Origin of the sequence: Pseudomonas sp. BN414, assembly GCF_029871275.1 — a bacterium.
GTDB classification, from domain to species: domain Bacteria; phylum Pseudomonadota; class Gammaproteobacteria; order Pseudomonadales; family Pseudomonadaceae; genus Metapseudomonas; species Metapseudomonas resinovorans_C.
Window position 1 is genome coordinate 1 of sequence record NZ_SSOL01000033.1, and the last position, 20,405, is coordinate 20,405.

Here is a 20,405-nt window from a genome sequence, read left to right on the forward strand (position 1 = left end):
CAACAAGTTCTACTTCGCCGGTGGCGACTACAAGGTCAGCGACAACCTGCTCGCGCAGTACTATTACGGCAACCTGGAAGACTTCTACCAGCAGCACTTCGTCGGCCTGACCCACAACTGGGCGCTGCCGGTGGGCGCGCTGAAGTCCGACCTGCGCTACTTCTACAGCGACTCCGATGGCAAGAACGCCAGCGTCGAAGGCCGCCGCGAAGGCTTCCGCAGCTCGGGCAACTGGGCGACCAACGACCCGGACCGCTTCGAGGTCGACAACCGCACCTGGAGCGCCCTGTTCACCTACACCCTCGGCGGCCACGCGGCCAGCCTGGGCTACCAGCAGGTCTCCGGCGACAGCGCCTTCCCCTTCCTCAACCAGGGCGATGGCGCCACCGCCTACCTGATCACCGACCGCCAGATCGGCAAGTTCCTCAGCGCCGGCGAGCGCACCTGGGTGGCCGAATACGGCTACGACTTCGCCAAGCTCGGCGTGCCGGGGCTGAAGGCGGTGGGCACCTACCTGAAGGGCAGCAACATTGAGACCCAGGGCAGCGACCAGGGCGAGTGGGAACGCGACTTCCGCCTCGACTACGTGCTGCAGGGCGGCCCGCTGAAAGGCCTCGGCGTGTCCTGGCGGAATGCCGCGCTGCGCAGCGACGCCGCGCGTGACCAGGACGAGAACCGCCTGATCCTGAGCTACACCCTGACGCTGCTGTAAGGGCTGGTGGGCTGAAGCCCACCCTACGATCGCGAATGAATTCGCCCCCACAGGAAAGCGCCAATGCCGAACGCCGGCACGGATAGCCCCCTCTCCCTTCAGGGAGAGGGTTGGGGTGAGGGGCTTTTGTAGGTTGGGCAGAGCGCAGCGAAGCCCAACGAGGTGCGCCGAAACTCCGCGTGTTGGGCTTCGCGTAGCTCAGCCACAACCTACGGGACCGCTGCGCGGCCCTTGGCGAATGAATTCGCCCCTACAGGGAAGTGCCTGGCCTGAACGCCGGCACGGACAGCTCCCTCTCCCTTCAGGGAGAGGGTTGGGGAGAGGGGCTTTTGTAGGTTGGGCAGAGCGCAGCGAAGCCCAACGAGGTGGGTCGCAACTCCGCGTGTTGGGCTTCGCTTAGCTCAGCCACAACCTAAGGGTCAGGCTCACTAATGAATTCGCTGCCACATCAAGAAACGATCAACGCCAGTCCAGCACCGGCCAGCCGGCCTGTTCGGCATGGGCGCGCAGGGTCGGGTCGGGGTTGACCGTGTTCGGGTGGGCCACCAGCGAGAGCAGTGGCAGGTCGTTGCGTGAGTCGGAATAGAAGTAGGCGCCTTCCAGGCTTTCGCGCTGTTCCTCCAGCCAGGCGTTCAGGCGCGTTACCTTGCCGTCGCGGTAGGTGAGCACGCCGCGCGTGCGGCCGCTGTAGCAACCGTGCTGTTCTTCCAAGTCGATGGCCAGCACTTCTTCCACGCCCAGGCGTTCGGCGATGGCGCTGACCAGGAAGTGTGCCGAGGCGGAAATGATCAGGATGCGATCGCCAGCGGCGCGGTGCCGGGCCAGGCAGCGCATGGCGTCGGAGTGGATCAGCGGCTCGACCACGTCCTCGACGAAGGGCCCGACCACGAACTCCACTTCTTCAGCGGTGCGACCCACCAGTGGCGACAGGCTGAAGGCCATGTAGTCCTCCATGGCTAGCTTGCCCTCGGCGTACAGCGCCATCAGTTCATGGTCCTTGCGGACGAAGGATTCCCCATCGACCCAACCCAGTTCTGCCATGTGGGCGCTCCACAGGCTGGCGCAGTCGCCGTCAATCAGGGTGTCGTCAAGGTCGAAGATTGCCAGGGCCATCAGGCCACCTCCCGTATTGCGTGATCGTCTATTCGAAGGCCGATTCGTTGGCCTTTGCGGTGCAGATCTTCGGCGGAGCAGTTGAGTACGTCCACCACCAGTTCCACGCCGCGTGCCTCGACGCGATAGCGCACCACGTTGCCCAGCAGGCTGTGGCTGCGCACTTCGGCCTCGATACCGCCTTCGTTGCTCAGGGCAATGGCCTCCGGGCGGATGGCGACGCGGCTGTTGACCGGGCGCTGCAGCAGTCGGCTGGCGGCGTCGGCGTCGAGCAGGTTGTAGTTACCGATGAAGCCGGCGGCGAAGGCGTCCACCGGTGCGGTGTAGAGGGTTTCCGCGTCGCCGCTCTGGACGATGCGTCCGGCGTTCATCAGGAAGATGCGGTCCGACAGGGTCAGGGCTTCTTCCTGGTCGTGGGTCACGAAGATGGTGGTCAGCCCCAGCTCCTGCTGGATGGCGCGGATCTGCTCGCGCAGGTGCTTGCGGATGCGCGCGTCCAGCGCCGACAGCGGCTCGTCGAGAAGCAACAGGCGCGGACGGGTAACCAGCGACCGGGCCAGGGCCACACGTTGGCACTGGCCGCCGGAGAGCTGGTGCGGGTAGCGCGTGGCGAAGTCGGAAAGCTCCACCATGGCGAGGACTTCGTCGACCCGCCGCTTGCTGTCGGCGGCGCTGACTTTCTGCATGCGCAGGCCGAACGCGACGTTCTGCTGCACGTTCATGTTGGGAAACAGCGCGTAGCTCTGGAACACCATGCCGATGCCGCGCTTCTGGGGCGATACGGGCACCAGGTCCTGGCCGTCCAGCAGGATCTGCCCGCCATTCACGTCGGTCAGGCCGGCGATGCAGCGCAGCAGGGTGGATTTGCCGCAGCCGGACGGGCCGAGCAGGGTGACGAATTCGCCCTTGCCTATCTCACAATCGATGTCGGTGAAAATGGTGGTCTGGCCGTAGTTCTTGTGCAGGCCACGGATGGAAAGAAAACTCATGCGTTGTCCTTGTTCAGGCGGTTGGCTGCCCAGGTGAACAGCAGCACGAAGAAGAAGTAGGAGATCACCAGGGCGCTGTTGAAGTGGCCGCTGCTGTTGCGCATGTTGTTCAGGTAGACCTGCAGGGTCTCGTAGCGGGTGCCCACCAGCAGGTTGGCGAAGACGAATTCGCCGAAGAGGAAGGAGAACGACAGGAACAGCGACACCATCAGGCCCTTGCGCAGGTTGGGTAGCACCACCAGGAAGGCCGCCTTCCAGGTGCTGGCACCGAGCAGTTGGGCGGCGTCCATCAGGTCGCGCAGGTTGATCGCCTGCAGGTTGTTGGTGATGGCGCGGTACATGAAGGGCAGGGCGATGGTGAAGAAACAGCCGATCAGGATCCACGGCGTACCGACCATGGCCAGCGGGCCTGAACCGTAGATCTGCAACAACCCCACCGAGGACACCACCGGCGGAACCGCGAAGGGCAGCAGGATGAGGATGTTCATCAGCCCGTCGAGCCGTGGGAAGTGGTAATGCACCACGAACAGCAGCGGCAGGATCAACACCACCGACAGCGCCAGGGCACCGAAACACACCAGCAGCGACTGGCCGAAGGCGGTGAGAAACCGCGTGTCGCTCCACAGCGCCAGGTACCACTTGAGGGTCAGTCCATCCGGCAGGATGGTCGCCGACCAACTGGTGGAGAGCGAGTAGAGCAGGGTGCCGGCCAGAGGCAGCAGCAGTATCAGGAACAGCAGCCAGACCACCACGCGATGATAGAGGCCGCCATTGCGGGATTCAGCGCGCGACATGGTAACTCCTCTTCAGCAGCCACTGATGGACCACGGTGATCAGCGCCATCAACCCCACCAGCACCATCGCCAGGGCGCTGGCCAGGCTGGGATTCAGCGCGATGTCGCCGGCGACCATGGCGGCGATGCGAATGGTCATCACGTTGAAATTGCCGGTGGTCAGGGCGTAGACAGTGGCGTAGGCGCCGAGGGCGTTGGCCAGGAGGATGACGAAGGTGCCGAGCAAGGCGGGCGTCAGCACCGGCAGGCCGATGTGCCGCCAGAACTGCCAGGGGCTGGCCCCCAGCAGCGAGGCAGACTCGCGCCAGTCCTCGCGCAGGGCGTCGAACGCCGGATAGAGCAGGAGCACGCCGAGGGGAATCTGGAAGTAGGTGTAGAGCACGATCAGGCCGACCTTGGAGTAGAGGTTGAAGTCCTCGATCACCCCGGACTGCTTGAGCAGGATGGTCAGCGCACCGTTGAAGCCCAGCAGGATGATGAAGGCGAAGGCTAGCGGCACGCCGGCGAAGTTGCTGGTCATGTTGGAGAAGGCCATGACGAAGTCACGCAGCTTCGAGTCCACCCGGCGCAGCGAGTAGCTGCCGATCACCGCGATGACGATGCCGAACAGGCTGGACCAGAACGCGATCTGCAGGCTGTGCTTGATGGCCTGGAGGTAGAACTTCGAGCTGAACACCTTGGTGTAGTTGGCCAGCCCCCAGCCTTCGGGCGTGTTCAGGCTGTGGATGGCGACCCAGGCCAGCGGCGCGATCTGGAACAGGATGAAGAACAAGGCGAAGGGCAGCAGGCAGAGTAGCGCGAGCCATTTGCCCCGGTTGGTTGAACTCACTTCAGCAACTCCCGGCAGACCGCCTTGTCGTGGGCGGCGCCCAACAGCTCGCAAACGGTGCCGCACAGTTCGGTCTGCTTCGGCTGCGCCGTGGCGTCCAGGCTGAAGGCATCGCCCAGCACGAACAGCGGTACTTCACGTTCCTCGGGGAGCAGGCCGTTGTGGGAGCGGTCGTTGTTCATGCCATGGTCGGCGGTCACCAGTACCTGATAACCGGCGTCCAGCCAGCGCTGCAGGTATTCGGCCAGCAGAATGTCGGCGACCCGCGCACTGTTGCGGTACTGCGGCGAGTCCAGGCCGTGCTTGTGGCCGGCGTCGTCGACGTTCATCGGGTGCACCAGGAGGAAATCCGGGTTGTGGCGCTGGCGCAGGCTTTCCGCGTCGGCGAACAGGTGCGAGTCCGGGTAGTGGTCGGCGTAGTAGAAGTGGCCGTGCTGGATCGGCAACTGCGGCGCTTCGGTGTGGCGGTCGCGGGCGGCGTTGAAGGGCGAGTCGTTGTACAGCTCGCTGACCCAGTGGTACGCGGCGGCGGCGGTGCTGAGTCCGGCGGCGCTGGCGTAGTGGAAGATGCTGCGTTCCTTCGACAGGCGCGATACATCGTTGTGGACGATGCCGCTCTGGATCGGTGGAACGCCGGTGAGGATGCATTCGTAGAGCGGACGGGACAGCGCCGGCAGCTCGCACTGGAGCTTATAAAGCACTGCCTTGCCGGCGCCGCAGTAGGCCTGAAGGTGACCCAGCGCGTGCCGGGCCACCTCGTAGTTCAGGCCATCCAGCAGGACGAGGATGACTTTGTTCTTCATGGTTCGCCTCAAAGCAGCCCAAGCGCCCGGCGATTGGGCCGGCTCCTTATTCCATCTCGATGATCACGTGTTCCTGCCACAGCTGCGGCAGTGCCTTGGAGGTTTCTTCCCAGGCCTTGGCATCCTTGATCGGCTGGACCTTGGCGTACTGCTCGTTGGGCAGCAGCTTGGCCTTGACCTCGGCCGGCAGGGTCAGATGCTCGGCACGGATCGGACGGGCGTTACCCTTGGCCAGGTTGATCTGGCCGGCATCGCTGAGGATGTACTCACGGGCCAGCTTCGCCGCGTTGGGGTTCTTCGCGTACTTGTTGATGATGGTGGTGTAGCCGGAGATCACCGAACCATCCGAGGGGATCAGCACGTCGAAGCGGCTGGGGTCGATCTGGTCGCGATAGGACAGGCCGTTGAAGTCCCAGACGATGCCCACTTCCACCTCGCCCTTTTCCAGGGTCTGGATGGTCGGGTTGGACAGCGACAGGCGACCCTGCTTGGCGATTTCGGCGAAGAAGTCCAGGCCCGGCTGGATGTTCTTCTCGTTGCCACCGTTGGCGATCGCAGCGGCGAGCACGCCGTTGACGGCCTGGGCGGCGGCGCTGACGTCGCCGATGGCGACCTTGTACTTGCCTTGCTTCAGGTCGGCCCAGGACTTGGGCGACTCCTTCACCAGTTGCTTGTTGACGATGAAAGCAATGGAACCGGTATAGGCCAGCATCCAGTGGCCGTCGGCGTCCTTGGCCCAATCGGGGATCTGCGCGAAGGTGCTGGGCTTGTAAGGCTGGGTCACGCCCTGCTGGACGGCGATGGGGCCGAAGGCTGCGCCCACGTCGCCGATGTCGGCGGTGGCGTTGTCCTTCTCGGCGGCGAATTTGGCGATTTCCTGGGCGGAGCTCATGTCGGTGTCGACATGCTTCAGGCCGTACAGCTTGTTCAGGTCAACCCAGGTGTCCTTCCAGTTGGCCCAGCTGTCGGGCATACCCACGCTGTTCACCGCGCCTTCCTTGCGGGCGGCTTGTTCGAGATTCTTCAGATCTGCGTCGCTCGCCATCGCCTGGGTTCCCAGGGCGATGGCCGTTCCCATCAGTGAAGCCAGCAACAGGCGTTTCATGTGAAGCTCCTTAGCAGGTTTGGAGGTTGGTCTAGATCAGCAAGACCCAGGCCAAATCTAAAAGCCTTGGATGACGGTTTGATTTCAGGGTCGCCACCCGGTCCGGCGGCGGCAGACGCCTGAAAAGCGTAGACCATGGGCAAGTGGCGGATTCGCAGGGCTGTCGCTATTGGCGATGGCATGGCGCCTGCAGGCGCGCCTGACTGTCATCCCGCAGTCATCTAGGCTGCCTAGGATGGCCGGCAAGCCCGGCCATGACGCACCCAAGTGGTGCTGGTCTATTCCAGATTGGAGTTTTTCGATGCGCGATGAGGCGCCCCGCACCCTGACCGCCATCTGTAGCGCGCTGCAGGAACAGATCGAGCACGGCTTGCTGCCCCAGGGCAGCAAGTTGCCGGCCGAGCGCAAGTTGAGTGAGCTGTTCGACACGACCCGCATCACCTTGCGCGAGGCGTTGGGGCAACTGGAGGCCCAGGGGCTGATCTACCGCGAGGAGCGTCGCGGCTGGTTCGTCTCGCCACCCCGGCTGCTCTACAACCCGCTGGTGCGTAGCCATTTCCACGCCATGGTGGCCGGGCAGGGCCGGGTGCCCGCAACCGAAGTGCTGGGGGCACGGCTGATTCCGGCCAGTGTGGAAATCTGCGAGTTGCTGGAGCTGCCGGCGCTGTCCAGCGTCTACCAGATCCGTCGCGTGCGCCGCATAGACGGGCGCCTGGTGCTCTACGTAGAGCACTACCTGAATCCCGCCTACTTCCCCGGCATCATCGATTTCGACCTGACCCGTTCGCTGACCGAGCTCTATGACAGCCAGTACGGCATCCGCTACGGCCGGGTGCGTTTCGACATGGTGCCTACCGCCCTGCATCCGGAGGCGGCGGCGACGTTGAAAGTGTCAGCAGGAAGTCCGGCGCTGAAGATCACCCGTATCAACCGCGACCAGCATGGCCGTCTGATCGACTGCGACCTGGAGTTCTGGCGGCACGATGCGATCCACGTGAGCGTCGAAGTGCCGGAGTGATTGGACGGCTGCGCCGCCCTTGGCGAATCAATTTGCCCCCACAGAGAACGGCGGCACTTGTAGATTGGGTAGCGGAACGAAACTCAACGTTGCGGTGTTTGTGACTGGCGACGTTGGGCCTCGCTGCGCTCGGACCAACCTACGGGGCGGCTGCGCAGCCCTTGGCGAATGAATTCGCCCCCACAGAGAACGGCGGCATTTGTAGGTTGGGTAGAGGAACGAAACCCAACGCTTCGCGGCCGATGCCAGAATTGTTGGGCCTCGTTGCACATGGGGTGAGGGGATTCCCCCTCAGGCGTAGTTCTCTGGCGACAGCTTGCGTTCCACCAGTTCGATGAGGATATGCACGACCTTGATGTGCAGCTCCTGTACGCGGTCGGCGAAGTCGCCACCGGGGGCGCAGATGCAGACGTCGGCCAGGGCTTCCAGGGCGGAGCCGGGCTTTCCGGTGAGGGCCACTACCTTCACGCCGAGGGCGCGGGCGGCTTCGGCGGCCTTGATCACGTTGGGGCTCCTGCCGCTGGTGCTGAAGGCGAGCAACACGTCGCCTTCGCGGCCGTGGGATTCGATGTAGCGGGAGAAGATGTGGTCGTAGCCGAAATCATTGGCCACGCAGCTGATGTGGCTGGCGTCGCTGATGGAGATGGCAGCGATGCCGGGACGGTTCTTGCGGTAGCGGCCGGTCAGTTCTTCGGCGAAATGCATGGCATCGCACATCGATCCGCCGTTACCGCAGGAAAACGCCTTGCCCTTGTTCTCGAAGCTCTCGACCAGGAGCTCCGCCGCACGCTCAATGCTTTTCAGCGCTTGCTCGTTGGCGATGAAGTTGTCCAGCGCGGTCCTGGCTTCCTCCAAGCTGTTGCGAATATGGCTGAGCATGCGGGTTTCCTTCCTGCTCAGGGCAGGTCGTGGCTGGAGTAGAAGGCGGCGAGGACCTTCACCAGGTGGGCCAGGTCATGGCTTCCGGCCAGTTCGCGGATGGAGTGCATGGCGAAGGTGGGCAGGCCGATGTCCACGGTGCGCACGCCGAGCTGGCTGGCGGTGATCGGACCGATGGTGGAGCCGCAACCCATGTCGCTGCGGGTCACGAAGCTCTGGACCGGCACTTCGTTCTCCAGGCAGAGGTGGCGGAAGAAACCGGCGGTTTCGCTGTTGGTGGCGTAGCGCTGGTTGCTGTTGACCTTGATCACCGGGCCGGCGTTGAGCTTCGGGCCGTGGTTGCCGTCGTGCTTGTCGGCGTAGTTCGGGTGCACGCCATGCGCGTTGTCGGCCGATACCAGCAGCGAGCGTTGGATGACGCGGGCAAAGGCATCGCCTTCCGGCAGCACGCGGCGCAGCACCTGTTCCAGCATCGGACCGTCGGCGCCGCAAGCGGAGCATGAACCCACTTCCTCGTGGTCGGTGCAGACCAGCACGCAGCTTTCGTCGGCTTCGGCAGCGAGCAGGGCTTGCAGGCCGGCGTAGCAGGACAGCAGGTTGTCCAGGCGCGCGCCGGCGATGAAGTCGCCGTCCAGGCCGATGACCGCAGCACTCTGGGTGTCGTAGAAGGACAATTCGTAGTCCAGCACCGCATCCGCGACGATGCCGTGTTCCAGGGTCAGCTGTTCAGCCAGCAGGTCACGGAATTCGCGGGCCTGGCCGGCGGCGAGCTGGGCCAGGATCGGCGGCAGTTCGGTCTGAGCGTTGATGGCCCAGCCCTGGTTGGCTTCACGGTTGAGGTGGATGGCCAGGTTGGGGATCACGGCGATGGGCGCCTGGAAGTCCACCAGCTGGCTTTCCACCATGCCGGCGGCACGGTAGGTGACGCGGCCGGCGAGCGACAGGTCGCGGTCGAACCAGGGGGCGAGCAGGGCGCCACCATAGACTTCCACGCCCAGTTGCCAGAAACCTTGCTTGTGCAGTTCCGGGTTCGGCTTGACCCGCAGACAGGGGCTGTCGGTGTGGGCGCCGACCAGGCGCAGGCCGCCTTCCAGCACCGGGCGCTTGCCCAGCTTGATGGCGACGATGGAGGAGTCATTGCGGGTGACGTAGTAACGGCCGCCGCTTTCGATACGCCAGGCCTCGCGTTCGTCGAGGCGCACATAGCCGGCGGCTTCGAGGCGCTTGGCCAGGCTGCGGGTGGCGTGGAAGGGGGTGGGCGAGGCCTTGAGGAAATCGATCAGGCCCTGGTTCAACTCTTCGCGCATTGGGGGACTCCAGACAGCAGTGGCGCGAGTTTATCCCATAGCCCCCGAGGATTAGGAGGCCGACCAGCGGTGAATTTTCCTAACAGGCCGATAGGTGGGGTGTTGCGTCATTGCTACGGAGCTATATCCAGCCAGGCATTGCGCCGGCTTTCAGCTACTGCCGTAGGGTGGATGTCGCTTTTCACATCCACCAGCGATGCCTGGTCCCGACGCCGATGGTGGATCGATGGAGCGTGATCCACCCTACAGGTGCTTGGGTGAATACATTCGCGATTGAAATCGCCCCCACAGGAAAGCGGTGACCGATCAAAGGCGCCGGGCGACCACCGAGAACAGGTGCCAATGCTTGTTGCGGCCCTTGGCGGTGACGCCGTCTTCTTCTTTCTCTTCGAGCATCAGCACGTCCCAGCCCGAGAGCAGTTCTTCCAGTTGCCGGCGGCGCAGGATGGTGATGCCGTTGTTGGCCCAGTCGTCCCGTTCGCCGAACAGGTGGCCGGCGAACAGTCCGCCAGTTGGCAGGGCGCCGCAGATCGCCTGCCAGAGGGAGGGAAAGGCCTCGGGCGGACAGAGGGGCAGGGCGAAACTCGAATTGACCAGCTGAGCTGCCGGCAGCGGCATGGTTTCGAAACGGCAGCAGCGGCTCTGCAGTCGCTGGCGTTTCTCGTCGTCCACCTGGGCTTCCAGGCGGGCCAGCGCTTCGGGTTCGGCGTCCACGGCCAGCACCTGCCAGCCACGCCTGAGCAGTTCCAGGGTGTCGCGTCCGGCGCCGCAGCCCAGGTCCAGCGCGCGGCCGGGCGGCCCGTCCCAGCATTCCAGGGCGGTACGCAGGGTGACGCGTGCAGGTTGGCCTTCTGTGGCGTTGTAGAAATCGGTGAAGCTCATGGTTTTCCCGGAACTGCAGCCTTTTTCTTGAGCCTAGGTCAGAACGGCGCCGGGCACTCGAATCTCAGGCGTTCACCTGTCTGCGGATGGGTCAGGCACAGCATGCTGGCGTGCAGGCACAGGCGATCATGGGCGGCCAGGGCTTCCGGGTTGGCATACAGACGGTCGCCCAGCAGGGGGTGGCCGATGGACAGCATGTGCACGCGGAGCTGGTGCGAACGGCCGGTGATGGGCGTGAGTTCGACGCGACTGTAATGGCCGCAACGCTCGACCACCTGCCAGAAGGTCAGGGCATGGCGGCCCTGCTCGAAGTCCACCACGTGGCGCGGCTTGGTCGGCGGGTCGTAGCGCAGGGGGAGTTCGATGCGGCCGCTGTCCAGTTCCGGTTCGCCCCAGCAGAGGGCCGTGTAGGCCTTCTCGGTCTCCCGGTCGTGGAACTGGCGGGACAGTTCGCGGTGACTGTCGGCGTCACGGGCCAGCACGATCAGGCCGGAAGTCTCCCAGTCCAGCCGGTGGACGATGCGCGCCTCCGGGTAGCCGTTCTCCTGCAGGCGGGTGATCAGGCAGTCCTTGTTGTCGTCGGCCCGGCCGGGCACGGAGAGCAGGAGGGTCGGCTTGTTGACCACCAGCAGGGCGTCGTCCTTGTGGATGAACTCGATCTGGGAAAGCGGCATGGATTGGGGCGTCCGAAAAAGCAAACGGCGGCCGAGGCCGCCGTTAGTGCACAACTGCGTCGATCAACGATCGGGCAGGGTGATGTTCAGTTCGAGAATGGAGCAGCTGCCCTGATTCTCCAGCAGGACCTGAACCTGCTCTTCGTCGATGTCGACATATTTGCGGATCACGTCCACCAGATCTTTCTGCAGGGCCGGCAGGTAGTCCGGCTGGCTACGCTGGCCACGTTCGTGGGCAACGATGATTTGGAGTCGTTCCTTAGCGATCGAAGCGCTGTTCTGCTTCTTCCGCTCGCGAAAGAAGTCGAAAATGTTCATTCACGGCCTCCGAACAGGCGTTGTAAGAGTCCCTTCTTCTGCACGTCGAGGAAGCGGTGGGGCAGCTCCTTGCCGAGCAGGCGGTCGACGGCATCGCTGTACGCCTGGCCGGCGTCGCTCTGGTCGTCGAGGATGACCGGAATACCCTGGTTGGAGGCCTTGAGTACCGCCTGGGATTCCGGGATGACACCGAGCAGGTTGATGGCGAGGATTTCCTCGACGTCTTCGACGCCGAGCATTTCGCCCTTGGTGACGCGCTCGGGGTTGTAACGGGTCAGGAGCAGGCGTTCCTTGATCGGATCTTCGCCTTTCTCGGCGCGGCGGGACTTGCTGGCCAGCAGGCCGAGCATGCGGTCCGAGTCACGCACGGAGGAGACTTCCGGGTTGGTCACGACGATCGCCTCGTCGGCGTAGTACATGGCCAGGTGGGCGCCTTTCTCGATACCGGCCGGCGAGTCGCAGACCACGTATTCGAAATTCTGCTTCAGTTCCTCGATGACCTTGCCGACGCCTTCGAGGGTCAGCGCGTCCTTGTCACGGGTCTGGCTGGCGGCCAGCACGTAGAGGTTCTCAAGGCGCTTGTCCTTGATCAGGGCCTGGGTGAGGGACGCTTCGCCATTGATGACGTTGACGAAGTCGTACACCACGCGGCGTTCACAACCCATGATCAGGTCGAGGTTACGCAGGCCAACGTCGAAGTCGACGATGACAGTCTTGTGACCGCGCAGTGCGAGACCGGTACCGATGGCGGCGCTGGTGGTGGTTTTACCCACACCACCCTTGCCGGACGTGACAACTAGGATCTTGGCCAAGGTGATTCACCCCAAATGATAAGAAAATCGGGAAGTTATCGGCCCGATCGAGCCATTCCTCTTCCCTTTCAGGTCCCTGAAATTTCGCGGCAGTATCCGTTAAAGGCGGGTGATGTTCAACACGTCTCCCGACAGGCTGACTTGTACCTGCTGACCCCAGAGCGGGTCGCGCCGCAGGTCGTCGGCAACCTTGTATTGACCCGCTACCGACACCAGCTCGGCGGCCAGTTGACGACAGAAGATGCGAGCCTTGGTATCCCCCTTGATACCGGCCAGTGCACGACCGCGCATGGGACCGTAAACATGGATATTGCCATCGGCGAGAAGTTCCGCGCCGGGGCTGACCGCCGCCAGGACTACCAGGTCGCCGCCAGGAGCATAGACCTGTTGGCCGCCGCGCACCGGGGTGGTGATGACTTTGGTCGGTTGCACCTCGGGTTTGGGCGGCTCGGCCGGTTTCTCGACTTTCTTCTTCGCCTCGGGTTCTACCGGGTCGATGCGCCGCTCGCGGGCCCCGGACGGTGGCAGGACCGGGATGTCCAGGGCATCGGCGGCGGCGATGTGCTCCTCGCGGCTGGCACGGACCGCCAGGGTGCGCAGGCCATGGCGGCGGCAGATTTCCAGCAGCGCGGGCAGGTCCAGGGGCGGTTCGCCCTCGGGCAGCTTGTCCAGCGCCATGACCAGCGGGGTGTTCTGGAAGAAATTGGGGGCCTGGGCGACTTTTTCGTCCAGTTGCCGATTGAGGCGTTCGAGGTCGTTGTGTGCCAGTTCCATCACGGTGATGGCGAGCATGCTGCCCTTGAGCTGGAACACGGGTTCTTGGTCGAGAAAGTCGGCTTGGCTCATGGTCTGCCTGCAGTCGTGAATGGCGAGGACTTATAGCGAGATCGTCCGGCGCTAGCAAGCCGGAAGGGGGCGGCGCATTTGGAGTAGAATGCGCGGTTTTCTCGCTCAAGCGGATTCAGAGATGGATAGACCTCAATTTCGCCCACAGTTCCTCTACCCGCGTTTTTGGCCGCTGTGGCTGGGGCTCGGTGTGCTGTGGCTGATCACCCTGTTGCCCTATCGGGCGCAACTGGGAATGGGGCGCGCACTGGGGGCGCTGATGCTGCGGGTGGCCGGGTCACGGCGCAAGATCGCCCGGCGCAACCTGGAGTTGTGCTTCCCGGAACTGTCCAGTTCCGAGCGGGAGCGTCTGCTGCGCGAAAACTTCGCCTCCACCGGCATCGCCTTCTTCGAGATGGCCATGAGCTGGTGGTGGCCCAAACCCCGCCTCGCACAGCTTTCCCACATAGAAGGGCTGGAACACCTGCAGAAGGCCCAGGCCGAAGGCCAGGGCGTGATCCTCATGGCCCTGCACTTCACCACACTGGAGATCGGCGCGGCACTGCTCGGACAGGTGCACACCATCGACGGCATGTACCGCGAGCACAAGAACGCGCTGTTCGACTTCATCCAGCGTCGTGGCCGCGAACGCCATAACCTGGACGCCAGCGCCATCGAACGTGAGGACGTGCGTGCCATGCTCAAGGTGCTGCGCGCCGGCCGCGCGATCTGGTACGCACCCGACCAGGACTACGGCCGCAAGCAGAGCCTGTTCGTGCCGCTGTTCGGCATCGAGGCCGCCACCGTTACCGCCACCACCAAATTCGCCCGTCTGGGCCGTGCCATCGTGCTGCCCTTCACCCAGCGCCGCCTGGAGGATGGCTCCGGCTACCGGTTGGTGATCCATCCACCGCTGTCGGACTTCCCTGGCGAAACCGAGGAGGCCGATTGCCTGCGCGTCAATCAGTGGGTGGAAGGTGCTGTCCGCGAATGCCCGGAGCAGTACCTCTGGGCCCATCGCCGCTTCAAGACGCGGCCGGAAGGCGCACCGAAGCTTTACTGATCGCTGAACCTATACTCGGAAAATCCCGCCCGGAGAGCAGTCCATGGATGCCAGCGCCGCCACCACGAAGCCCGTGACCGGGCTGATCCTTTCCGGTGGTGGCTCGCGGGCGGCCTATCAGGTGGGCGTGTTGGGCGCCATCGCCGATCTGCTGCCGGATTCGGCCTGCAATCCCTTCCCCGTGATAGTCGGCACCTCGGCCGGCGCAGTGAATGCCGTCGGCCTGGCCTGCGGCGCGCTGCACTTCAGCCAGGCCATTCGTCGCCTGAATGCCGTCTGGAAGGGCTTCCGTTGCGGGCAGATCTACCGCAGCGACTGGCCCGGTGTGTTGCACCAGAGCTCGCGCTTCTTCGGTCACAATCTGCTGGGACTCGGCCGCGACATCCCGGCGGCCCTGCTGGACAACGCCCCATTGCGTGAATTGCTGGAGCGCGAGCTGGATTTCTCCGGCATCTCCGCCGCCGTGCGCACCCGGCAACTCCGCGCGGTGGCGGTGACCGCCTTCGGCTACGAATCTGGGCAGGCGGTGACCTTCTACCAGGGCCGCGCCGCCATCGATCCCTGGTTCCGCCATCGCCGTGTCGGCGTGCCGACCCGGCTGGGCGTCGAGCACCTGATGGCCAGCGCAGCGATTCCGCTGCTGTTCCCGGCGGTGCGCCTGGGCCGTGAATACTTTGGTGACGGTGCGGTGCGGCAGACGGCGCCGATCAGCCCGGCCCTCCATCTGGGGGCCAACCGGGTGCTGGTGGTCGGGGTAAGTGGCAACCCGCTGGGTATGAACCCCAATCAGGAAATGCCGTTGCCGCAGAGCGGACGTCCGCCGACCCTGGCGCAGATCAGCGGGCATCTGCTGAACAGCACCTTCATCGACAACCTGGAAAGCGATATCGAACTGCTTGAGCGAATCAACCGCATGAGTCGGGCGATACCGGCCGAGGCGCGTCCGCGAAACCTCAGCTCGGAACAGGTGGAAGTGCTGGTGATTTCCCCGAGCCGGCCACTGGATGAAATCGCCGCCCGCCATCGACGGGAAATGCCCCGCGCCATCCGTACCTTCCTGCGCGGACCGGGTGCGACACGGGCGAGCGGGGCAGGCGTACTCAGTTATCTGCTGTTCGAACCGGGCTACTGCAATGAGCTGATCGAACTGGGTTACCAGGACGCCATGGCCAAGCGTGCTGAGCTGCAGAGCTTCCTCGGCCTGGAGATGGCGCCGGCCTATCCCCACACCGTTCCTGCCGTCTAGCTGTAGCGTGAGTAGGAGCTGGCTTGCCAGCGAATGGCCCCTGTTCGCTAGCAAGCTAGCTCCTACAAGGCTCCTCGCCCCTACAAGTGCCGCGTAAGGCCTTACTCGGCAATCTGCAATCTGCGTGACTCGGTGTAGACGTAGCGCAGTTTCTCGTACTCGAAGGGGGTGTTGAGCTGGCCGTAGCGGAAATTGGTGGAGTAGCGCTTGTCCACCATGCGCAGCACCGTGATTTCCGGATGGTTGCTGCTGACTTCCGGCACGTTGAGGAAGTTGATCTGGTAGTCGGCCACGTAGTCCACCACCAGCCCACCGGTGTCCCGCAGGTTGGAAGGGCCGAGGATCGGCAGCATCAGGTACGGACCATCGTTCACGCCGTAGTAGCCGAGTGTCTGGCCGAAATCCTCGGTCTGCTTGGGCAGCCCCATGCGCGCGGCCGGGTCCCAGAGACCGACGACGCCGATGGTGGTGTTCAGCAACAGGCGCCCGGTGATTTCCATGGAACGCTGGCCCTTGAGCTGCAACATGCTGTTCAGCAGGTTGGGCACGTCGCCCAGGTTGCTGAAGAAGTTGCTCACGCCGCTGCGCAGGAATCCCGGCGTGACATACCGGTAGCCGCGCACCACGGGCAGGAACACCCATTCATCGAAACGGTAGTTGAAGTGGTAGATGCGCCGGTTCCAGGCTTCGTAGGGGTCGTAGACATTCAGCGCGTCCAATGTCGAGCGCTCGAACTCGCGCTGGTCGAGTCCGGGGTTGAACTTCAGGTCTTTCAGCGGTTCGGTGAATCCGTCCTGGTCGGGCTCCTGGGCCCAGGTCAGGCCGCTGGTCAACAGCAGGGCGATGAAGAGTGCTTTCTTAGCCACGGAAGAACTCCAGCATGGCGTCGCCGTTGACGCGGTAGTTGAGGTTGCCGCAGTGACCGCCGTGGGGGTACACGGTCAGGCGGTCGCCGATGGTGCGGCGCAGGAAGCCCAGGTCGCCCGGACCGAGGATGAGGTCGTCGGCGTTGTGCATCACGGCGATCTTGCTGTTGCCCTTCAGGTAGTCCTCCAGCGCATAGAGGCTGACCTGGTTGATCAACTGGGTCAGGCTGCCGCCGTCATAGCGGGCGCGCCAGTAGGGGATCAGTTGCTCCGTCATGTAGCAGTCGAAGTCGCACTGCAGGGCGCGTTTATAGAAAGGCGTCAGGCTGGTGCCTTCGCTGATCGGGTATTTCACCGGGGTGATCAGGCCGCGATGGTTGATCAGGTCCGAGGTGAAGGCGATATCCGACGACGAGAAGCGGAAGGCGGTGCCGATCAGCATCGCCATCTGCTCGTTGGACAGCCGCTGCTTGGACTCCTGGAAGTCGAACATCAGCGCGTCGTTGAGATCGATGTAGCCTTTCTGCTGGAAGTAGCGGGTCAGCTTGCCGAGCACCACCTGGTAGAAGGTCGTGTTGTCGTCGACGCCTTTCACGCGGGTCTGCACCAGGCGGTCGAGGTTGGTCACCGAGGTGTAGAGATTCACCGGCGGGTTCAATAGCAGGACGCGCTTGAAGTTGAAGCTGCGGCGAGTTTCATCCAGATGACTGACGAAGGCGGCTTGCAGGGCGCCAAGGCTGTAGCCGGTGAGGTAGAAGTCGCTGACCTCCAGGCCCGGATGCTGGGCGCGTACGGCCTGCATGACGCGGTAGAGGTCGTCGGCATCCTCGGCTGAAAGCCCGGGGGTGGCGTGGCGCGAGGCGGCGGCCATGAAGTCGTAGCTGGTGGGCGAGGAGAGCTGCACCACGTGGTAGCCAGCGCCATAGAACAGCTTCTTGAGGCTTTCGGCGTGCGTGCTGGCGTAATTGCCGCCGGTGCCGGCGATGACGAACACCAGCGGCGCGGAACCCTTCTGCTGGGCGAGGCGGTAGCGCAGCTTCTTCACCGACCAGAAGTTGTCGGGCAAATCGGCCTCACGCTCGGGGCGCAGTTTCAGGTCGTAGTCGGCCTGGTTGATGTCTTCGTCCGCCGGCACTTTGCTACGCAAGTCGGGCGGCGTCGTGGCGATGGTCGCTTCGAAGGGGTTGCTGATCGGAAAGCCGTAGCTTGCCGCATCCAGGTCCGTGGCCAGCACATGGGCACAGAAAGTCAGGCTGCCCAACAGGGCGGCAAGTCGAAGACGGAGCATAGGAAAGGTCCCTGTTCAGTTTCTGCGGAGGCCGTGCCGCAGTCGCTTGCAGGCTCCAGCCTCTCCCCCGGTTCCACCCCGTTCAGGGGCCACCGGGCCGTGTTCCTTATAAGAGAACGTGATGAGTGAATACCGAGCCTATGACAACTGCAAGTCCCGTGAGTGCGGGCCGTACGTCAGGCCAGGTTGTTACCGATGGTTGGAAGGTCCTTGCATAGCCTGGGCTTGGGGGTATCCTTGGCGCCGCTTACCCATTCGGAGATCACCATGTCCAGCCGTTCGTCCCTCATCCTGCTGCTGATCCTGCTGCCACTCTGGCTGGCCGCCAGCTACGGCGTTCGTTTCGCCCTGATGGAGGACGGCCAGTGGGTCGGCTTGTGCGTCGATGAAGCGCAACGCTGGGAATGCCAGGTTCGCGCAGGCCTGGGCCTGTTGATCCATTTCCGGGTGATCGCCTGGATCGGCCTGGGCGCCGCGCTCGCCGCGTTCTTCGTTCCCGGCCGCGCGGGTTGGATTCTCGCTCTGCTGGCCCTGCTGTTCGCCCTGCCGGCCCTGGTGCTCTACACCGCCAGCCTCGCCGTGTTCGCCTGCGTCATCGCCGGCCTGCGCCTGGTGCGCCGTGAAACGGAACTGGTTGCGGCCACCGCCTGAGTTTCCAGCGAGCAATAAAAAAGGACGCCTTGGGCGTCCTTTTTTGTTTCCTGCGATACCGTGCCTGTGGGAGCGATTTCAATCGCGAATGAATTCGCTCCTACAGAGGCAGAGCATGTCCCGGATTAGCCGCGAACCCGCAGGCTGCGCCACAGGGCAGCCAGCAGCAGAACGCTGACGGCGGCCCAGCCGATCGCCTGGACGTTGCCCAGGGTTTCTTCGTAGAGCTGCGGCACGATGCCGGCGCCGACCAGCACCGCCATCAAGGCGACTTCGCGGCGCGGGGCGGCAACCGGGCGGAACAGGTACACCAGGGCCGGCAGCAGCAGGGCTGCGCTGGGGAAGCTGCGGTAGCGAGCGTCGAACACCAGTGCCAGCATCAGCACCGCGCCGGCAAAACCGGAAGCCAGCAACCACCAGCCGCCACGGGACTCCAGCCAGTCGAACAGGCGGCTGCGTACCCCGCCACGAGCTGAAAGCGCCAGGGCGCCGTGAGCCAGGACCATCAGGTTGAGGCCGACCAGGAAGGCCGCCCACGCCCATTCGCCGACGAAGCGACTGGTAACCCGCGCCATCTCGCCCCACAAACCGATGCACGCTGCGCCAGTTGCCGCCAGCAGCGGCAGTACCAGAGCTGCGCGCGTGGAAGCGGGACGGCCGGCAAGCAGCAGGGTCGTCAGGAAAATCAGGCCGGAAACGCCCAGCCACATGGGCCAGTAGGGCAGGTTGGTGACCGGGCCGGCGAGCACGCCTTTTTCCTGGCGGTCGGCGTCGAACAGACCCCAGTAGCCGCCCACGGCGCCTTCGCTGGCGCGCTTCCACGGCTGGTCGAAGGCTTCGATCAGGTTGTAGCCCCAGCCGTTCTGCTCGGCCATGGCGACGAAGCCACGGATGAACTTGGCCTCGTTGACGCGGCTCGGTAGAGCGGTTTCACGCTGGCGGCCTTCGCTGGGCCAGCCGGTTTCGCCGATGAAGATGTCCTTGGGGGCGAACTTGTTGCCGAATACCTGGCGGATTTCGGCGACGTGACGCAGGGCCTGGTCGATGCCGGCAGGATCGTCTTCCCAGTAGGGCAACAGATGGATGGTGAGGAAATCAACCGCCGGCGCGACTTCCGGATGGCGCAGCCAGAATTCCCACACGTCCGCGTAGGTCACCGGCTGCTTCACCTGAGCCTTGACCTGCTCGATCAGCTTGGCGAGTTGGGCGCCGGTGACTTCCTTGCGCAGCAGGGTCTCGTTGCCCACGATCACCGATTGCACCACATCGGGGTTGGCATTGGCCGCCTTGACCAGGGCGTCGATTTCTTTCTGCGTGTCCACCGGGTTGCCGTTCACCCAGGCACCCAGCATCAGCTTGAGGCCGTGTTTGCGGGCGAGTTCCGGGATGGCTTCCAGACCGGTCATGGAATAGGTGCGCACGCAGTGGAAGCGAGTCGCCAGCAGGGCCAGGTCGGCGTCCATGCGCTCGGGGCGCAGCACGAAAGGCTGGTCGAACGGCGATTGGTCCTTGTCGAACGGGCTGTACGACGCGCACTGCAGCTTATGGCTGGGAGTGGCGGCGTCCGGCAGGATCACCGGCTTGCCAAGGCCGTACCAGAGGCCGGCAAGGGCGAGCGCCGCGATCACGAAGGAAAGCAGATAGGGGAGTGCAGGGAAGCGGTCGTTCTGACTCATGGCTAAGGGTGCTTGCGTTGGGGGCAAAGCCGCGCATCTTAGCGGATTAGCCCCCCGCGCTCCTACGGCCAGGAAGGGGAAATTCCTGACAGCGCATTTCGGTCCCGAGCCCCGTTACGCGTGGTGATGCAGCCAGGCGTGCTTTGGAATCTCCTGGCCCGGCTTGTCGCCTTTTTCGAAGCGCTTCCAGAACTTCTCGTGGAAGTAGAAACCGACCGAGTTGCACAGCGGCTCAACCGCCGCGACCAGCCCGCCGACCGTCACACTGCCGGTCAGGGCATAGGCCACGCTGAAGGCGATGCAGAAGTGCATGAGGGTGAAGGTCACGGTCTTGAGCATGGCGCACCTCGGGAATGAGAATGATTATTCGGTGTGCTCAGGCTAGGCCCATCGCGTGATACAGGGAAATGTTCATCCAGCATGGCGCTGATAGTTTCACTGCATGGACGGCGTACGACCTTGGTCGAGAATCGCCCCGAGTAAGACTAAGGTCGTCTGTTGCGCTTGTACCGCCGTTCTATTGTTGGCTTCACCAGCAACCCGCGCTGTGGAGGA

22 protein-coding genes are annotated in these 20,405 nt (G+C 63.9%); 5 read left to right on the top strand and 17 right to left on the bottom strand.

The window, feature by feature from the left end:
* The coding region (locus E8E95_RS04975; RefSeq protein ID WP_280348612.1) for an OprD family outer membrane porin at positions 1-712 on the top strand (712 nt) is incomplete at its 5' end.
* 459 nt (positions 713-1,171) lie between these two features.
* Here E8E95_RS04975 and E8E95_RS04980 read toward each other — a convergent pair.
* Genes E8E95_RS04980 through E8E95_RS05005 form a run of 6 tightly spaced genes read right to left on the bottom strand, consistent with a single transcriptional unit; the run spans position 1,172 to position 6,345 of the window.
* On the bottom strand, positions 1,172-1,825 hold the full coding sequence (locus E8E95_RS04980) for an HAD-IB family hydrolase (protein ID WP_280348614.1): 654 nt from the start codon (positions 1,823-1,825) through the stop codon (positions 1,172-1,174).
* Positions 1,825-2,814 (bottom strand): ABC transporter ATP-binding protein, encoded by a 990-nt coding sequence (locus E8E95_RS04985; protein WP_280348616.1) that lies wholly within the window; start codon positions 2,812-2,814, stop codon positions 1,825-1,827. The genes E8E95_RS04980 and E8E95_RS04985 overlap by 1 nt, the downstream gene beginning before the upstream one ends.
* A complete protein-coding gene (locus E8E95_RS04990; RefSeq protein ID WP_280348618.1) occupies positions 2,811-3,608 on the bottom strand; it encodes an ABC transporter permease in 798 nt (265 codons plus the stop codon). The genes E8E95_RS04985 and E8E95_RS04990 overlap by 4 nt, the downstream gene beginning before the upstream one ends.
* Positions 3,595-4,437 (bottom strand): ABC transporter permease subunit, encoded by an 843-nt coding sequence (locus E8E95_RS04995; protein WP_280348620.1) that lies wholly within the window; start codon positions 4,435-4,437, stop codon positions 3,595-3,597. Before E8E95_RS04995 ends, E8E95_RS04990 begins: the two co-directional genes overlap by 14 nt.
* Positions 4,434-5,240, bottom strand: a complete 807-nt coding sequence (locus E8E95_RS05000; RefSeq protein WP_280348622.1) for an alkaline phosphatase family protein — start codon at positions 5,238-5,240, stop codon at positions 4,434-4,436. Before E8E95_RS05000 ends, E8E95_RS04995 begins: the two co-directional genes overlap by 4 nt.
* Positions 5,241-5,286: 46 nt before the next feature.
* Positions 5,287-6,345 carry an extracellular solute-binding protein gene (locus E8E95_RS05005; RefSeq protein WP_280348624.1) on the bottom strand — a complete coding sequence of 353 codons (1,059 nt, stop codon included), beginning with the start codon at positions 6,343-6,345 and terminating at the stop codon, positions 5,287-5,289.
* 301 nt (positions 6,346-6,646) lie between these two features.
* On the opposite strand from E8E95_RS05005, the gene E8E95_RS05010 reads away from it, so the two are divergent.
* Entirely contained in the window at positions 6,647-7,363 is a 717-nt protein-coding gene (locus tag E8E95_RS05010; RefSeq protein ID WP_280348626.1) for a UTRA domain-containing protein, read from the top strand.
* 291 nt (positions 7,364-7,654) lie between these two features.
* Here E8E95_RS05010 and lpcA read toward each other — a convergent pair whose 3' ends face one another.
* From lpcA to minC, 7 genes are all read right to left on the bottom strand, one after another.
* The gene (lpcA, locus tag E8E95_RS05015) at positions 7,655-8,242 is read right to left on the bottom strand and encodes a D-sedoheptulose 7-phosphate isomerase (protein ID WP_280348627.1); all 588 of its coding nucleotides are present in this window, start codon (positions 8,240-8,242) and stop codon (positions 7,655-7,657) included.
* Positions 8,243-8,259: 17 nt separating this feature from the next.
* Positions 8,260-9,549, bottom strand: a complete 1,290-nt coding sequence (locus tag E8E95_RS05020; protein ID WP_280348628.1) for a M18 family aminopeptidase — start codon at positions 9,547-9,549, stop codon at positions 8,260-8,262.
* Positions 9,550-9,855: 306 nt separating this feature from the next.
* Positions 9,856-10,431 (bottom strand): class I SAM-dependent methyltransferase, encoded by a 576-nt coding sequence (locus tag E8E95_RS05025; RefSeq protein ID WP_179062213.1) that lies wholly within the window; start codon positions 10,429-10,431, stop codon positions 9,856-9,858.
* Between the two features lie 38 nt (positions 10,432-10,469).
* On the bottom strand, positions 10,470-11,105 hold the full coding sequence (locus E8E95_RS05030; protein ID WP_120652641.1) for an RluA family pseudouridine synthase: 636 nt from the start codon (positions 11,103-11,105) through the stop codon (positions 10,470-10,472).
* 63 nt (positions 11,106-11,168) lie between these two features.
* The gene (gene minE / locus E8E95_RS05035; RefSeq protein ID WP_016491219.1) at positions 11,169-11,423 is read right to left on the bottom strand and encodes a cell division topological specificity factor MinE; all 255 of its coding nucleotides are present in this window, start codon (positions 11,421-11,423) and stop codon (positions 11,169-11,171) included.
* The gene (minD, locus tag E8E95_RS05040; RefSeq protein ID WP_077523931.1) at positions 11,420-12,235 is read right to left on the bottom strand and encodes a septum site-determining protein MinD; all 816 of its coding nucleotides are present in this window, start codon (positions 12,233-12,235) and stop codon (positions 11,420-11,422) included. The genes minE and minD overlap by 4 nt, the downstream gene beginning before the upstream one ends.
* A gap of 99 nt (positions 12,236-12,334) precedes the next feature.
* Positions 12,335-13,081 (bottom strand): septum site-determining protein MinC, encoded by a 747-nt coding sequence (gene minC / locus E8E95_RS05045; protein ID WP_280348629.1) that lies wholly within the window; start codon positions 13,079-13,081, stop codon positions 12,335-12,337.
* A 121-nt stretch (positions 13,082-13,202) separates the two neighbouring features.
* Here minC and E8E95_RS05050 point away from each other — a divergent pair, with 121 nt between their 5' ends.
* Positions 13,203-14,123, top strand: a complete 921-nt coding sequence (locus E8E95_RS05050; protein WP_280348630.1) for a lipid A biosynthesis lauroyl acyltransferase — start codon at positions 13,203-13,205, stop codon at positions 14,121-14,123.
* Between the two features lie 43 nt (positions 14,124-14,166).
* A complete protein-coding gene (locus E8E95_RS05055; protein WP_280348631.1) occupies positions 14,167-15,369 on the top strand; it encodes a patatin-like phospholipase family protein in 1,203 nt (400 codons plus the stop codon).
* Positions 15,370-15,470: 101 nt separating this feature from the next.
* Here E8E95_RS05055 and E8E95_RS05060 read toward each other — a convergent pair whose 3' ends face one another.
* A complete protein-coding gene (locus E8E95_RS05060; RefSeq protein WP_280348955.1) occupies positions 15,471-16,214 on the bottom strand; it encodes a VacJ family lipoprotein in 744 nt (247 codons plus the stop codon).
* Between the two features lie 13 nt (positions 16,215-16,227).
* Positions 16,228-17,523, bottom strand: coding sequence for a serine/threonine protein kinase (locus E8E95_RS05065; protein ID WP_179062218.1), 1,296 nt, complete (start codon positions 17,521-17,523; stop codon positions 16,228-16,230).
* A 267-nt stretch (positions 17,524-17,790) separates the two neighbouring features.
* Here E8E95_RS05065 and E8E95_RS05070 point away from each other — a divergent pair, with 267 nt between their 5' ends.
* Positions 17,791-18,174, top strand: coding sequence for a hypothetical protein (locus tag E8E95_RS05070; protein WP_280348632.1), 384 nt, complete (start codon positions 17,791-17,793; stop codon positions 18,172-18,174).
* 125 nt (positions 18,175-18,299) lie between these two features.
* Here the strand turns inward: E8E95_RS05070 and E8E95_RS05075 are convergent, their stop codons facing one another.
* Entirely contained in the window at positions 18,300-19,850 is a 1,551-nt protein-coding gene (locus E8E95_RS05075; RefSeq protein WP_280348633.1) for a beta (1-6) glucans synthase, read from the bottom strand.
* Positions 19,851-19,964: 114 nt separating this feature from the next.
* Positions 19,965-20,189, bottom strand: coding sequence for a DUF2061 domain-containing protein (locus tag E8E95_RS05080; protein WP_280348634.1), 225 nt, complete (start codon positions 20,187-20,189; stop codon positions 19,965-19,967).
* Positions 20,190-20,405 lie beyond the last annotated feature (216 nt).

What these genes read in the sequence shown, in the direction of transcription:
- E8E95_RS04980 (WP_280348614.1), bottom strand. Translation starts at nt 1,825, where the DNA reads ATGGCCCTGGCAATCTTCGACCTTGACGACACCCTGATTGACGGCGAC.
- E8E95_RS04985 (WP_280348616.1), bottom strand. Translation starts at nt 2,814, where the DNA reads ATGAGTTTTCTTTCCATCCGTGGCCTGCACAAGAACTACGGCCAGACC.
- E8E95_RS04990 (WP_280348618.1), bottom strand. Translation starts at nt 3,608, where the DNA reads ATGTCGCGCGCTGAATCCCGCAATGGCGGCCTCTATCATCGCGTGGTG.
- E8E95_RS05000 (WP_280348622.1), bottom strand. Translation starts at nt 5,240, where the DNA reads ATGAAGAACAAAGTCATCCTCGTCCTGCTGGATGGCCTGAACTACGAG.
- E8E95_RS05005 (WP_280348624.1), bottom strand. Translation starts at nt 6,345, where the DNA reads ATGAAACGCCTGTTGCTGGCTTCACTGATGGGAACGGCCATCGCCCTG.
- E8E95_RS05010 (WP_280348626.1), top strand. Translation starts at nt 6,647, where the DNA reads ATGCGCGATGAGGCGCCCCGCACCCTGACCGCCATCTGTAGCGCGCTG.
- lpcA (WP_280348627.1), bottom strand. Translation starts at nt 8,242, where the DNA reads ATGCTCAGCCATATTCGCAACAGCTTGGAGGAAGCCAGGACCGCGCTG.
- E8E95_RS05020 (WP_280348628.1), bottom strand. Translation starts at nt 9,549, where the DNA reads ATGCGCGAAGAGTTGAACCAGGGCCTGATCGATTTCCTCAAGGCCTCG.
- E8E95_RS05025 (WP_179062213.1), bottom strand. Translation starts at nt 10,431, where the DNA reads ATGAGCTTCACCGATTTCTACAACGCCACAGAAGGCCAACCTGCACGC.
- E8E95_RS05030 (WP_120652641.1), bottom strand. Translation starts at nt 11,105, where the DNA reads ATGCCGCTTTCCCAGATCGAGTTCATCCACAAGGACGACGCCCTGCTG.
- minE (WP_016491219.1), bottom strand. Translation starts at nt 11,423, where the DNA reads ATGAACATTTTCGACTTCTTTCGCGAGCGGAAGAAGCAGAACAGCGCT.
- minC (WP_280348629.1), bottom strand. Translation starts at nt 13,081, where the DNA reads ATGAGCCAAGCCGACTTTCTCGACCAAGAACCCGTGTTCCAGCTCAAG.
- E8E95_RS05050 (WP_280348630.1), top strand. Translation starts at nt 13,203, where the DNA reads ATGGATAGACCTCAATTTCGCCCACAGTTCCTCTACCCGCGTTTTTGG.
- E8E95_RS05055 (WP_280348631.1), top strand. Translation starts at nt 14,167, where the DNA reads ATGGATGCCAGCGCCGCCACCACGAAGCCCGTGACCGGGCTGATCCTT.
- E8E95_RS05065 (WP_179062218.1), bottom strand. Translation starts at nt 17,523, where the DNA reads ATGCTCCGTCTTCGACTTGCCGCCCTGTTGGGCAGCCTGACTTTCTGT.
- E8E95_RS05070 (WP_280348632.1), top strand. Translation starts at nt 17,791, where the DNA reads ATGTCCAGCCGTTCGTCCCTCATCCTGCTGCTGATCCTGCTGCCACTC.
- E8E95_RS05075 (WP_280348633.1), bottom strand. Translation starts at nt 19,850, where the DNA reads ATGAGTCAGAACGACCGCTTCCCTGCACTCCCCTATCTGCTTTCCTTC.
- E8E95_RS05080 (WP_280348634.1), bottom strand. Translation starts at nt 20,189, where the DNA reads ATGCTCAAGACCGTGACCTTCACCCTCATGCACTTCTGCATCGCCTTC.